Genomic DNA, 14,753 nt, shown 5'->3' with positions numbered 1-14,753 from the left:
GATGTAAATGTTTCAAATACATACTGTCCTTCAGGTCTAGCATTTTTTCCAAAATCATGGAAACGTGTACCATAAAGGTTATCTCCAGCTTTTGAAACAGACATTCCAGATAATTCAAAGGAGTCAATTATTTGTTTTCGTTGGCTTCTGCTTACATCCATTGAACGCAAATACTCTGATGCATCTCTAACACTCTGATATGGATGAGGTTGTTCACCACTGAGACTTGATGTTCCACTCAACCCAAACGGATCAATCCACCCCGTTGGACAATGCACGTACCCATACGGATTAAAGCCACCTAATAATCCGATGGGGTCTGGCGAAATATATTGCCCTGTGTCCTTATCATAGTAGCGAAAGCGATTGTAATACAAGCCACTTTATTTATCTTCATATTGTCCGGCAAACCGAAAATGACATTCGGTATATTCGGGGGCGTTATCTGCATAATCATCATGGGATTGCCAAAACGTCATTTGTCCCCAGGTATTTAAACGTCCAGCCTAACTAACAATCCCTTTTTCGCTAAAGATTTCTCGCGGGGTACCTTGATGGTCAGTGACGACATAATGCAGTTTTCCACGTTAATAACGGGCTGTTGGAGTAATTTCGCCGGGTTGATAAAGCCACTGAATTTGCGGATCATAAGCCGGTGTGCCGTCGGCATAAATCGGAGTTTCCTGCACCATCTGGTCACCAGACCACAGGTAATCAACACGCTGAATACGTTTATTTTTAAAGGGAGGATCTAAAAATGAAGAAAGGGGATATTAGCGTATTTATTTTTATTTAGTTATTGAATTATGAATATTATAGATAGAATATTAACACTCACTTTTTTATTATAATACTTTTGGGTTTTTATTGTATATCTTGATTAATTATTATAAAGGCATTGTTAATACAATGCCTATTTTATAAATAAAAAATAAATTATTTATCTGAGAGCCAATCATTTTTAAATGAAATACTTTTCCATGATGCTGTTCTTTTTCTCTTTAGCCATTTTTCTAATTTGTCCCCATCTGGTTTTCCTGTTTTAGTATATTTCATTGGGATTAATAGTAATAAATTAACCTCTTCATCTTCAGGAATAGATATTTCTTTTTCTTGATGATCGAAGGAATAATCAACGGTAACGAGTGCATCGATTTCATCAGGCCAATGAAGGTGTTTCCATTGCTCGTCATTTTTATCTAAAATGAAACCTTCTTTAATGATTTCACTTTTTTTATAATATTCAGAGAGTGAGAAAAGTAACTTCATTGGGAAATTATCTTTGTAATTACTTTGGAGTATTGCCCGATTAATTGGCCAATTATAAGGCAAGCAGATTAAAAATTCAGTGTGAGGTAATCTTTTAAAATTGCCGAAGGTAAAAAATAATTTATGGTAATTACCATTTCCTACCCATGATGTCATTAACCTAATATTATCAGAAGAATATTCATCAGTTAGAATAGGGCCAACATTTTTATAAATATGGGAGAGAATACCATCGCCTTCAATGACGCCAGCTTGCATTTCTTCGAATGCTTTTCGTCCTCCTATCGATTGTAAATATTGAGCAACATCGGTATGCCCATAGGATATAGCGAGATCTAAAACAGTACGATTAAAATTCATCTGTAAGCGGTTAATCTCTGCGCCTGATTTGATAAGTAATTTGACAATGTCTAAATGACCACCACATGATGCCTCAATTAATGGTGTAGTGATCCCTCGAGGATCTCCATCAATCCATGCTTTATTATTAAGCAAAAGAGTTAATATATTTATATATCCTTCAAATGCGACCTCAACAAGAGGTGTTAGATAGCTACTATCTATCACATTAGTATTGAAACCTTTATTTATTATGAAGTCACATAATAAATATTTACCTTCTTCTGAAAATCTATGTAATAGTGATTTATCAAATTTAATCTCAGATAAGTTTAAATCTTTTAGATATTCTGATAGTTTTTCTACATTCTCGTCTTTTATTATTTTATATATATCTATGTTATTTTCTTTCATAAAACTTACCTTTTATCATTTCTTTCCCTAAATCATTTAAAGCTTCCTCTACAGCATTTTTTCCTTGAGGTGCCGCAGTTATTATTTTTTCGTGAACATGTTGTGCCGCTTTTATTGTATGAGCACCACCACCATTTCTAGCCCAAGTGAAATTTCTTAAATCTGTATTTAGATCAATGCCATAGTATTTAAGAACATCTTGTGCTTGGAGTATATAATCTCGATTTTCTTTAGACCAATTTGAAGGTGCATTCTCTCTAACTTATGGTGTCTATGTGGGTTTTTCATTCCGTCAGGTGCGGACCCTAGTTTTTCTAGATCTTCTTTAGATAAACGGCATTTTTCCCAACCCCAAGGATCAACCCACACTAATCCATTGGGTGCATATTGATACAGATTTAACCCACCAGCTAACCCAATAGGGTCATGCTGGGTAAATCGACCAATATCAGGATCATAATAGCGAAAGGTATTATAGTGTAAACCTGAATACTCGTATCATCCTGATACTCGCCCTACGGGCCAGCGTAAATGCTGTTCAAATTTGTTCCCGACAAATTTGTCTCTATCGAGATATTGCCCCTGAAAACGTAAGTTTTGATCACGATTTTGAGGATAATAATGAAACTCCCCTAATTCAATTTCTGTTTTACCCCAAGAGGTGAAGCGAGCTTGCCATTGAATATCACCGTTACCATCAACTAACGCATCAGGTGAACCATTAGGCTGACAATGAAAATAAAAAACAGTTTGTTTATTTTTTAATGTATCAACGCGCGCTAAGGGAGAGTAACTGCCCACATCTTCATAGATATAGAGCATGTCAATGCCGTGTCGATATTCGCTTAATAATCGCAAGCCTTCCCATAAAAAGGTAGTCGTACCACAAGTGTGTGCTTTTAAAGGCAAACGTTGTTGTGCTTGTGGTAGTTGCAGAGAGAATGATGAAGTACGGTGTTTCAAACAGTATTTTGTATAATAGGAATAATGCTAATATTTATTTTTTGTAAATTTTAATGTGAAATATAGATATATTTAAGCTGTTTAGATAAGAGATATCATCTATTTTATTTTTTATAAATAAATATCATGTTCCCGATTTAAATCAGCTAGTTATAAAAATAACCAGCTGATTATTAAAGCTTATAAATATTGTATGAAGAAAAAACCAGCATTAGATGTCTTATTTGTGTTCTTTATTTTATAATCTAAGAAAATATATCCCATACCATCGTTAAATATATTTTCATATGCTTTATTGAAATTTTTTAGATCCGTTTCATTTATTTGTGTTATAAAGTGATATCTGGAATTTATATTTATTTGATCTTGTAACCAAGCTGGTCTTCCAAATTGTTTGGAAATTTCAATACCATTTATTTCATCTTCTATTTCTTCTTTGAGTTCATCGCTTGATAAGCTTTTCAAATTAATAAATCCTTTAGGTAAAGCAAATTCATTAGGGATAATCAATTCATTAGTTCCCTTCCGATGAATTAATACTTTAGCACTTAATTTTTTTATATCAATATTATCAATATTTAGATTTAAAGAAATATCTCTAAAGTAATTTATGGAAAATATATTTTTTTTAGGTAAAGGTAAAAATACAGTTATCATCATATGATCTGGAAAAGCATTTGTTGGAAAAAAATTTTTTTCCAAGCTAATAAAAGGAAACATTGGTCGTTTATTATTATCCATAGGCCAATCTGCTATATTTTCTAGGTATGCTCCACCACCAATATAGCCTATTTTATGATCTACACTGTCTATAGTAATTTTATTAAATCCCATTAGATATACCTTATTTAATAACAACCTTTAGATTTTGCAAAGGATTTTGCATATCTTCTTGCTGTTCTCAATTGTTGTTGTGAAATTATATTGGTATCAACAAGTGATAGTTGTATAGCTTTAGACATTAGTTTTATTTCTAATCTAGCTGAACTAAGCATATCATTTACACCTAATTTCATAGCTTTACGTAATGTATTTTCAGCCGCATGAACCCAATCATGGTGTTCAGGTGTTAATGCTATTGATGGATTTCCTTTAACTCTTCTTCCTCTCATCATACGATCCCACCATGATTGTTTTTATCTTTTAAAGATAAGGGGGTTCACTTGGTATTATTGCTGTGGCCCTATTACTACCAAGATATGTTTGAACTAAGGTATCTTTGTGAACTTCATATTCTATATAGGATCCTTGTCCATTTGCACCTACATCTTTAGCGCTAGTAAAAGGAGTATCTTTAAAGGGAGAGCTTAAAGGTGGCGTAGGGCGATTATCGACCACTTTACTTTTACTAAGCCTTCTGCCAAAAGCATCGTAAGTATAACGCCAGCATTCCCCCTCAGGATTAAAACAGGCGATAAGTTGGTTCAGCGTATTCCATTGGTAATACCACTTTTTTACAGCGAAGAATCAGAGCTATGAAGCAACATCACTAACAATGGCAAGATACAAGAACTGATGGCAGAATATGCCAGTAGTTAAAAGGGATGTTGATCAATTTTTAAAGACAATTCAGTCAGAAGATTTTAAGATCTTCTGACTATTCTTAATTACTTAATGAATACACTATCTCTAATTTTTCTAATTTCTGGAGTTAATTCAAAACAGTCTTCTAATGGCTCATTATCTAAAGACCAGTGTTCTATTAATTGTAAATGAATCTGATTATTATCAGATAATAAAGTTAAAACTTTTATTATCAAATCATCATTCTTATTATTTTGAACCAATAAATCATTTACAATGTCAAGCATCAATTCCATTAATTCATTCTTTTCAAATGTATTATATTTATCATTCGTGTATGCTTGAATATATTTTTTTAACCATTCTTTTGTACGATATGGTTCTGATAATTCATAGCTCCAATCTTGAGTATATTCATCCCCTACTGGTAATTCTAAGTCTATAGCCAATTGATTTATATGCATAAATAAGGGTCTCTATTTAATTGGGATGAGATGAGTTATATGGAAATGATGTTCTAATCGAGCCATCAGGCTTTACGACCACTCTGGCCATATCTGGTTTTATTTCCACTCCATTAGGTAAATAACCGCGACCATTTATATTATTGGGCAAAGGAACATCATGAACACCAGGTCCTTTTTTAGCAACATCAGAAATAAAATTAGCAGCCGCGTTATCATCTAAATATTGTCCTATCTGATGATTTTTAGCTCTGGCTCTATCCATAAGTTGAAGAGGTTTTAATTTTTGGCCATGATCAATAAATGTATGTCCATAAGTTGGTTTGCTTTTAGGGTTTCCCCACTTCAACTTATCACAATTCTCACCCGCCAACCCAAACGGATCAACCCACCCAGTTGGACAATGCACATACCCATACGGATTAAAGCCACCTAATAATCCTATGGGGTCTGGTGAAATATATTGCCCGGTGTCCTTATCATAGTAGCGAAAGCGATTGTAATACAAGCCACTTTCTTTATCTTCATATTGTCCGGCAAACCGAAAATGACATTCGGTGTATTCTGGGTCGTTATCGGCATAATTATCATGAGATTGCCAAAACGCCATTTGCCCCCAGGTATTTAACCGTCCCGCCCAGCTTACAATCCCTTTTTCGCTAAAGATTTCTCGTGGGGTGCCTTGATGGTCAGTGACGACATAATGCAATTTTCCGCTTTGATAACGGGCTGTGGGAGTGATTTCATTGGGTTGATAGAGCCACTGAATTTGCGGATCATAAGCGGGCGTACCATCGGCATAAATCGGAGTTTCTTGCACCATCTGGTTGCCCGACCACAGGTAATCAACACGCTGAATGCGTTTATTTTTAAAGGGAGAGCTTAAAGGTGGCGTAGGGCGATTATCGACTACCTTGCTTTTACTGAGTCGTCGCCCAAAGGCATCGTAAGTGTAACGCCAACATTCCCCATCAGGATTAAAACAGGCGGTAAGTTGGTTAAGCGTATTCCATTGGTAATACCACGTTTTTGCTCGAAAACCGTGTTGATGAACCACTTTTTGGGTTAATCGACCATTAATATCGTAGTGATAATCTTGATAACCTTTGGCGGTGATACGGCGAGTGACACGGCCTTTTTGTTGCTGTTGTGCCAGTTGTAAAAAGGCACCTTGTGCATCAGATGGAATAAACTGATGCTCTGTGATATTGAGATTGCTATCGTACTGAAACTTCTCGCTTTGGCGTTCAAACTGATTGCTGTATTGCGTTTCAACAATTTGGTCGTTGGCGTTATAGCGGTATTGTGTGCGGTTCCAACGCGCATCATCGATATTTTATGAAGAGAAAAGAGCCACGGCTAAAATAAGCAAATTTAGATATGAGCCATATTGTTACAATGAAGATTTTAGATGGTTGTTTTATATTGATATCTGATGGTGAATCTATTCGAGCGATTAAACAACAGTCGGCATTCTTAGCGTAGTGCACTAAGCTAAGAATGCTTTAGATAAATATAAAGTAGTAGGTTGAAAGCAATCCTTCTTGGTTCATCAAATTTAAAATTATTTAATCCAGTAGGCTAGCCTTTGCTGCGGTAATAGATTTTCTCTTTTATAATAAAAAACGGTATCAAAATTGACTGAAAATGATTTTGCAATAATAGTAAACATTTGCTTATTTTCTGAAAAGAAAGTTAAGCTATTAATGGTGTTATTTTCTATATCTTCTTTATTTGACTCAATATTTGCTTTAATAAAGTCATCTGATATATCACTGCTCCATTCCATATATCCTTGCATGTATATTGGAAAGTCTATCCTTATTTCCATATTGTGATAATAAGAAAAATCATCACTTGCTACTATTATCAATTTTTCTTTTTCATAAGAAAATATAGAAAAATCTAACCAAGGAGCATTCCATGTATGATTTTTGATCGAGTTAATCAAATCGTAGTCTTTAGTCATATATCTTCTCCTATGGTATAGGTATATGTGTATTATTAGCTGCAATTGGGTTGTAATTGGGACTATTTGGTTTCAATATTGATGTATGATGCCAATTTCCATTATGATCAATTTGTTCCCATCCATAACCTTGTTTTGTAGTAGGGTTAATGCCTTGTTTACTACGGGCTATTCGATATATAGGGCCTACTGCAGAATTACTTCCTGGCGGTGCATTTAAGTTTATCCCGTGGGCTCTCACTTCATATTTATAATTACCACCGGTAAAGACCTCTTTAAATTGAGTAGGGTATTGTCCTGAAGGTATTCCTTGTCGGCTCATAGCGTAATTGAAGATTTCTTGAGGTGAGGCATTTTCTAGAGCATCACTTCCTTTTATGAATTTACCTGTTGAGCTATCACGCCATCGTTTTGCGTTTGAATCCCATTTAGGACACCCTTCCAACCCAAACGGATCTACCCACCCCGTTGGACAATGCACATACCCATACGGATTAAAGCCACCTAATAATCCTATGGGGTCTGGTGAAATATATTGCCCGGTGTCCTTATCATAGTAGCGAAAGCGATTATAATACAAGCCACTTTCTTTATCTTCATATTGTCCGGCAAACCGAAAATGACAGTCGGTATATTCAGGGTCATTATCGACATAATCATCATTCGATTGCCAAAAGGCCATTTGTCCCCAGGTATTTAAACGTCCTGCCCAGCTGACAATGCCTTTTTCGCTAAAGATTTCGCGTGGTGTACCTTGATGGTCAGTGACGACATAATGCAGTTTTCCACGTTGATAACGAGCTGTTGGAGTAATTTCGCCGGGTTGATAGAGCCACTGAATTTGAGCATCATAAGCAGGGGTGCCATCGGCATAAAGCGGGGTTTCTTGCACCATCTGGTTGCCCGACCACAGGTAATCCACACGCTGAACGCGTTTATCTTTAAAGGGAGAGCTTAAAGGTGGCGTAGGGCGATTATCGACCACTTTACTTTTACTAAGCCTTCTGCCAAAAGCATCGTAAGTATAACGCCAACATTCCCCCTCAGGATTAAAACAGGCGATAAGTTGGTTAAGGGTATTCCATTGGTAATACCAGGTTTTCGCCCGAAAACCGTGTTGATGAACCACTTTTTGCGTTAATCGACCATTAATATCATAGTGATAATCTTGGTAGCCTTTCGCGGTGATACGGCGAGTGACACGGCCTTTTTGTTGCTGTTGTGCCAGTTGTAAAAAGGCACCTTGTGCATCAGGAGGAATAAACTGATGCTCGGTGATATTCAGGTTGTTATCGTACTGAAACTTCTCACTTTGGCATTCAAACTGGTTGCTATATTGCGTTTCAACAATTTGGTCGTTGGCGTTATAGCGATATTGTGTGCGGTTCCAGCGGGCATCATCAATGTTGACCAGATTAAAGGCTTTATCGTATTGATAACCTCGATGAACATCGGTCGACATCGGTGGTTGAAGCGGATTATCGTGTAATGACTGTAAAAAGGACTCCGTTCCTCGTCCTGCACGTTGGTGCGCCAATAACCCAGTGGCGGTGTAATGGCTCGAGTTAGCAAAACCCGCTTGGCTTTGGCGTAAAAATTCTTGCCCCAGTGCGTTGTAGCTAAACTGCAAGGGCGCATGTTGATTGACTTGCAGTGAGGTCAGTTCATGAAGTTGACCGAAAGCATAATGGAGTTCACGCTCACCAAAGCGGGTTTGGGTGAGCATATCGTGCTCCTCATCCCATTGGTGCTTAATTTCTTGTCCATTAATGCGCTCACAACACAAATGCCCTTGGTCGTTATACTCAAATTCCACCACCGAATCAGGATTGGTAGCACGAATAAGTTGCAAACGTTCATTGTATTGATAAATGGTTGTAGAAAGGCATTTATGCTCAATATCATTGGCAAGCCAAATGCTTTGTTCGGTGACTAACCCTGTCTCATCATAATGATAACGGAGCTCATGATTATCAGGGTAACGAGTCGCAATACGTCGCCCTAAGCGGTCATAGCGATATTGAATTTCACGTCCTGCAAAATCCACTTCACGAATAATTTGACCCGCTTTATCACGCTCATAAGAATAGACATCACCGGTAGCGTTGATGACGTTTTTGAGTCGAGTGAGTGAGTCATATTCAAAGCGAATTTCTGTCCCATCAGGGCGTATGGTGGCGAGTAATAAATCAAAGGGACCATAGCGATAGCGCGTAGTTTTACCTTCGCCATCGGTGACAGCAACAACACGGCGTTCGCTGTCATATTCAATATGTTGATGGATATCATCAGGTAATAAAATATCACTGAGACTGCCGTTAACACCATCATGCTCTTTACTGTATTGATAGCGAGTGGTGTGGTTTAGTGCATTGGTGACTTGCAGTAAGCGACCTAGCTCATCACTTTGGTATTCCGAGCTATGTTGATAAGGGTTGGTGCTTTTTATTAATTGATTAGCTTGGTTATATTCATAGTGCCACTGTGCACCATTCGGCTGAATAGCTTTGAGTAACTCGCCATGTTGGCTGTATTCATAGGCTTGTTGGCGACCTTGTGGATCGGTAACTGTGGTTAAGTTACCTTTGTTATCGTAGGTGAGTTGCCATTTGTCGCCAAAGGGGGAGACATATTCTATCAACTGACCTTGAGTATTATATTGATACTCAATGGATCGCTCATCAGGAAAGGTAATTTGTGCAATATTGCCATCATAATGATAGAGATAAGACGTTGTTTGCCCTAATGCATTGGTTTCACTTATTTTTTGATTATTATGCCACTGTGTTTTGGTTTCACGCCCTAATGCATCAATCGCATGTGTAACGAGACCGGCATCATTATAATAATAGTAAGCTTGCTCTCCTTCATTGTTGAAATAGGTGGTCATCTTATGAACATCATCATAAATAAAACCACCACACCAATAACCGGAGGGTGAGCTGTTTTTTATCGCTCTGCCGTATTTGTCATATTCAAGGTAATAATCCGTTTGGTCTGTATCATGCCAACGAGACATAAAACCTTCAGCCGTGTATTCATGCCATAAGTGATTTTGCTGGTAGGCATTACATTCACTTAAATAACCTTGTTTATCATACTGACAAGTCACCAAAGGCTGAGAGATAACCTTATTCGCTAAGGTGATATGGCTTAATTGATGAGAATGGTAGTCCAAATAAAGCGCAGTAATACCATTACGCGATACAGAGATTAATTGGTGTTGTTCGTTGTAAATAAAATCAATGCGTTGATGATTATTATCTGTAATGGCAGAGAGACGTCGATAAGATCCATCGATATGGTTGAAATGATGCGTCAACTGGGTGCGATTGTCGAATAAACCTATATTAGCTTGTGTATCACCAGAGAGCAGAACATGGGGATAATAAGTATTACGGATATTGAGGTGATTATCCGTATAAGGATAGGTGATTTGTGTCCCTTCCTCATTGTGATAAATAATATTCTCTGATTGAATTTCTAAGAATATCGACCAGTTATCTGTCCATTTGGGACCAAATAATCCAGAGGCGGAGCCTGTGGAACGATAGGTTCGTTGTAATGAAATGGGTAAAAGCCCTGAAAGGGAGAGCACATCCCAAACTTGAATAAAATCACCTGTGGCAACGTTCACAGGATCGGATTCACAGACCGCTTTATTGTTGCAGGATTTATTGGGTTTTATATTGGCACTGTTTTCGCCTTGCGGTTTTGTTATTACCGTGACTTCTTTCGGCGGAGGTGGATCTTTTCTAATGAGTCGAGGTAATGCTTTAATGCCATTTTGTAGTAAGCCAGCTGCCGCTTTGGTGAGAAAAACGTATTCACCCACTTCTTCTATTAAGGCACCTGATTCTTGTGCTTGGTTGTCGTATTTTAGCCGTTCAAATTGGGGTAAGTTTTCCTCTTTGCGCATTTCATGAGCAAGTGACGTCATTGTCTCTGCGTATTGTTGTTTTCCTTCTTCTGACATAAACCATGTTGCAGGGCCATAGGCTTGCGATTCCATTTGATAAGAGGCACTGACGGCATTGGCTTTGGCAACGGTTTCAGCCAAACTAATTAAACCATTTAAAAAGCCTTTTCCTGCACCTATGGTGGTATCAGGTAAATTTTCTCCACCAATTAATTCTGCCTCACGGTCTGAATCATCTATCAAGTGTTTCAGTTCTCGATAGGTCATCTGTTCTGGACGTTTTTTTTCAGGTGGTACTTCAGTAGAGATCTCGGTGGCTTCATTGGCTTTTTGTAGCGCTTTTTCTTCAGAATAGAGGCGACCTGGTACATTATTGTTGTTCATCATGACGTCAGAGCCATGAAAAGCCGCCGATTGTCCACAAAAACGCACGGTTGGCGAGCCACTAGTAATAACGCAGTTTCCACGTCCTAAACTGGTGCCCGAAATAATGCCAGACCCCGTATTTCCTTGTGTTCCTTTAATCACACTTCCCACTGTTAATGTCGGTACACCATTCACGCGTACCGTGGAAACATAGGTTTCTTCTGCACTGAGTTGCTGAAAACTGTCAAAAGGAACAACAATATTGCCGACTTGGCAAACATCAGGACCTGTGGCGATAACGCAGTAATCGGCATTTTTATTCCCGACGATTTTTTTTGTCATGAGTAATATCCTTATTACAACTTATAAGCTTGAAGTTGCAGAGTGCTTTCCATCGTCGAGATCAATTGGCGATAACGCCATGTGAGGTATAGCTTTTGTTCATCAAGCGACACACATATTGTGTCTAGCTCTAATAATTCATAGGGCGTTTTTGAATGAGACAAATGAGGAATGGCGACAAAACCAATATTAGGCAATGCAAGATCTACACGAGGCGTTTGTGCAAAGAAACCACTCAGTGAGAGGAGTTCATTGCCCACAAAAAAGCCTTGTTGATGTTGGTCAACGGGCGTACTCATAAAGAAATCAGACTTAAAATCATCAGGATAATAAGGTTTTATGTGATTGAGCCATTTGTCTTTATAGGTACCCGCAAATTGTGATCGTTGTTGCCACCAACGACTATATTGCCCATAGCCTGCAACCTCCCACGGTTTATTCAGGTGAAAGACTTGCTCTGAAAAGGGATAGTGAATTTGAGGCGCTGGGTATTGAAGCGCTTTATCAAGATAGCGACTTTCATACCAACCTAAACCAACAGGGTTTTTCTCATAAGCTTTTTGATGGCTATTCTTGCCACCATAAGTATTTTCATAAATAAGCGGTAAGGCAGAAATGGGCTGTGGAGAGCTTAATTGCCAATCATGGTGATGTTCCCAATAACGAGGGCCACTGATAGTCAACTTCTTGTGTATTTGACCTATTGAGAGCTCGGTCTCCCACTGAGCCAAAGGTGTTTCATCTAATGTTCGGGCGGTACCCACAAGATAAATTTCAGAATTGGGTTTATAAGACACAAGATCTGTTTCGTGCAATAAACTGCTATTTTCAGGCGTTGTGCGGTAAACATCCGCCATAATGAGCGGTTTTTGCTCATCAGCAATGTCACACATACCCGTGAGAGGATCAAAATCACAAGTGACTTTTATCGCAATAGTTTGCCAATGCTCATCTTTATACCCCAGTTTTTCAAAGGAAAAATGAGGAAAAGGAGTCTGGTTAATAACGTGTGCTAACATCCCAAACCCCTAGTTGATATCGACATCTTTGCCCGTGATCTGCACCGGGCCTGAGGCTTCAAAACTAAATTCCGTACCATTAATAGTGATATGGCCTGCACTATCCATTCTTAACACGCTGGCACCGCAACGCAGCTCAAGGGCATCACCTGCATCAATCGCTAACGTATTACCCACACTGATTTTTTTATGCTGACCGACGGTTTCGGTGTTATTTTCATTGATGGTTTCAGTGCGATTACCTTTTACCTGCATCTCTTGATTTTTATCGATGATCTCAGCGTGGCTATTGAGTACATGCGTGGTGCGATTGTTGAGCACCACCGTATTCATATCCTTCTGCGCATGAATAAAAATCTCCTGCTTACCACCCGCATCTTCAAAGCGCAGTTCGTTAAAACCATCGCCTTTATGGGTTTTGGTTTTGATTGTCGTGCGGGTCATATTTTCAGGGAATTTCAGCGGGGGGGCGTTGCGACCGTTATAGGTGCACCCTGTAATAATCGGTCTATCAATATCGCCATTAAGATAAGAGACAATCACCTCTTGCCCGATACGCGGTACAGCAGAAAAACCATAGCCATTGCCATTCCAACCCATTGCTACACGCACCCAGCACGAGGCACTGTGATCGGGCTTGCCATAGCGATCCCAATGAAAATAAACTTTCACGGCACCCACTTCGTTGACGTAAATCTCTTCACCGGGAGGGCCTACCACTGTGGCAACTTCATCACCATCCGCCGTCGGTTTGTAATAATGCGGCGGTCGCCATTCTTGCGTGCCGGGAATAAATTCGACGCTATTAGAAAGCTGTGTACCTTCGCCTCCGCTGTTATCTGCCAAGGGTTGCACGCCATGATGTGAAACTTGAATAACTTGCCAGTTATCATTCATCATTAAACTAGGGTGATTGCTCAGCGAGAAAATCTTGCCTGGCATTAAGGCAAAACAGTTGGTGCTGGCGCGTCCAACACGACTGCCGTTGCGCAGTTGTTCAAAACGAATGGCCGTTAAAGGGGCACCTTGCGCATCTTCTTGAAAGCGTCCATAGCTTTCGAACACACTATGTTGACCGCCCTTTTCTAATTTGGCTTGGTGCGCTAATGGGTAAGAAGGGCGGATAAAGTTATTGTCTTTTTGAATGGTTTCATCCACACAGAGATATTCACCGTATTGCCATGTGGTCGCTGTGCTATCCGTAATATCGCTTTCAGCTTGCGGGTTATAGGTAAGGTGAATGCCCGCCGTCATGCCCATATGTTCATCGCTATAAAACAGTTGGTTCTCTTCAAACCAAAAGTTAATCCCTTCTTCAAAGGCTAAACGACACCAAAACGCATAGGCAGATTCCCGTTTTTGCGTGGTATAGGGGCGTTTTTGGTGTAAATCATCGCGATAGAATTTGCTGTCTGCTTTGATATGGGCCTCTTCTAACAGCGTTTTTAAAATCTCAGGCACTTTTTTATGCTGGAAAATACGACTGTCTTGATTAAGCGTCATCACCCACATTTCAGGGCGAATATCGAAGTGATACCACGTTTTTACACCGTCGGTATTGCCTTGCACGGCACCGGCTAAGATCCCACGTACAGTACGGATTTCTTTGCCATTACGCTTAACGGTTAACGAGGACGCCACACCCAATAGCGATTGAAAATCGATAAAAGGTAAGGTGGTGACGGCGCTAATTGACAGTGAAAATAAACGTGATAACCCTTCATTTAGATTAAATTCCGTGACTTGAAAGGTGCTTTCAGGCAAGCCAGCAATTTGGCAAGTGAAGACTAAACCAGAAGGTGATACCGCACCTAATAGCGAATCTAACAGTTGTGCATAGGCTTTATTTTTAGCCAATCCTTCAGAGAAGGTAAGTCCCGGTACATCATCGTTATTTATTCCACCGGTAAAACCGCCACCAGGAATAAGTGATGAGGCTTGAGAGGCCATTGACGAGGCTTGCGAAAGCCCTTGTTGTGCCGTTTTTGCTGTGGCTAGCGCTTGCTGAGTAGAGGCTGAAAGTGTCGATGTTGCTTTAGCAATCGCTAAATCCTGCGCTTTATTGAGCGCCTTCTTTTTTAATCCACCAAGCTGAGAGGTGAGATTATTTTTTTTATCTTTCGCAAACATCATTCGCTCCAATATCCACTGAGCAAGCTACCGCT

Annotated in this window: 8 protein-coding genes and 3 pseudogenes; all 11 read right to left on the bottom strand. The window is 39.1% G+C overall.

The window, feature by feature from the left end; translation table 11 throughout:
- Window positions 1-236: 236 nt before the first annotated feature.
- Window positions 237-713 (bottom strand): annotated as a pseudogene (locus LW139_RS15510) (RHS repeat-associated core domain-containing protein); the annotation flags it as partial.
- 223 nt (window positions 714-936) lie between these two features.
- Window positions 937-2,022, bottom strand: coding sequence for an ankyrin repeat domain-containing protein (locus tag LW139_RS15505; RefSeq protein WP_247850184.1), 1,086 nt, complete (start codon window positions 2,020-2,022; stop codon window positions 937-939).
- A 336-nt stretch (window positions 2,023-2,358) separates the two neighbouring features.
- Window positions 2,359-2,757 (bottom strand): annotated as a pseudogene (locus LW139_RS20770) (RHS repeat-associated core domain-containing protein); the annotation flags it as partial.
- A gap of 408 nt (window positions 2,758-3,165) precedes the next feature.
- Entirely contained in the window at window positions 3,166-3,819 is a 654-nt protein-coding gene (locus tag LW139_RS15490) for a hypothetical protein (RefSeq protein WP_247850183.1), read from the bottom strand.
- 14 nt (window positions 3,820-3,833) lie between these two features.
- Entirely contained in the window at window positions 3,834-4,100 is a 267-nt protein-coding gene (locus LW139_RS15485; RefSeq protein WP_247850182.1) for a hypothetical protein, read from the bottom strand.
- Window positions 4,101-4,592: 492 nt separating this feature from the next.
- A complete protein-coding gene (locus LW139_RS15475) occupies window positions 4,593-4,973 on the bottom strand; it encodes a hypothetical protein (protein WP_166539024.1) in 381 nt (126 codons plus the stop codon).
- Window positions 4,974-5,340: 367 nt separating this feature from the next.
- Window positions 5,341-6,306, bottom strand: a pseudogene (locus LW139_RS15470) (RHS repeat-associated core domain-containing protein); the annotation flags it as partial.
- Window positions 6,307-6,537: 231 nt separating this feature from the next.
- On the bottom strand, window positions 6,538-6,942 hold the full coding sequence (locus tag LW139_RS15465; RefSeq protein ID WP_210813997.1) for a hypothetical protein: 405 nt from the start codon (window positions 6,940-6,942) through the stop codon (window positions 6,538-6,540).
- Window positions 6,943-6,952: 10 nt separating this feature from the next.
- Window positions 6,953-11,569: a DUF6531 domain-containing protein gene (locus LW139_RS15460; RefSeq protein WP_247850180.1), complete on the bottom strand. Its 4,617-nt coding sequence runs from the start codon at window positions 11,567-11,569 to the stop codon at window positions 6,953-6,955.
- Window positions 11,570-11,583: 14 nt separating this feature from the next.
- The gene (locus LW139_RS15455) at window positions 11,584-12,588 is read right to left on the bottom strand and encodes a DUF2169 family type VI secretion system accessory protein (RefSeq protein WP_247850179.1); all 1,005 of its coding nucleotides are present in this window, start codon (window positions 12,586-12,588) and stop codon (window positions 11,584-11,586) included.
- A gap of 9 nt (window positions 12,589-12,597) precedes the next feature.
- The gene (locus LW139_RS15450) at window positions 12,598-14,718 is read right to left on the bottom strand and encodes a type VI secretion system Vgr family protein (protein WP_247850178.1); all 2,121 of its coding nucleotides are present in this window, start codon (window positions 14,716-14,718) and stop codon (window positions 12,598-12,600) included.
- Window positions 14,719-14,753 lie beyond the last annotated feature (35 nt).

The organism is Proteus vulgaris, assembly GCF_023100685.1.
Taxonomy (GTDB): Bacteria; Pseudomonadota; Gammaproteobacteria; order Enterobacterales; family Enterobacteriaceae; genus Proteus.
This window is presented reverse-complemented; position numbering and strand designations above follow the sequence as displayed.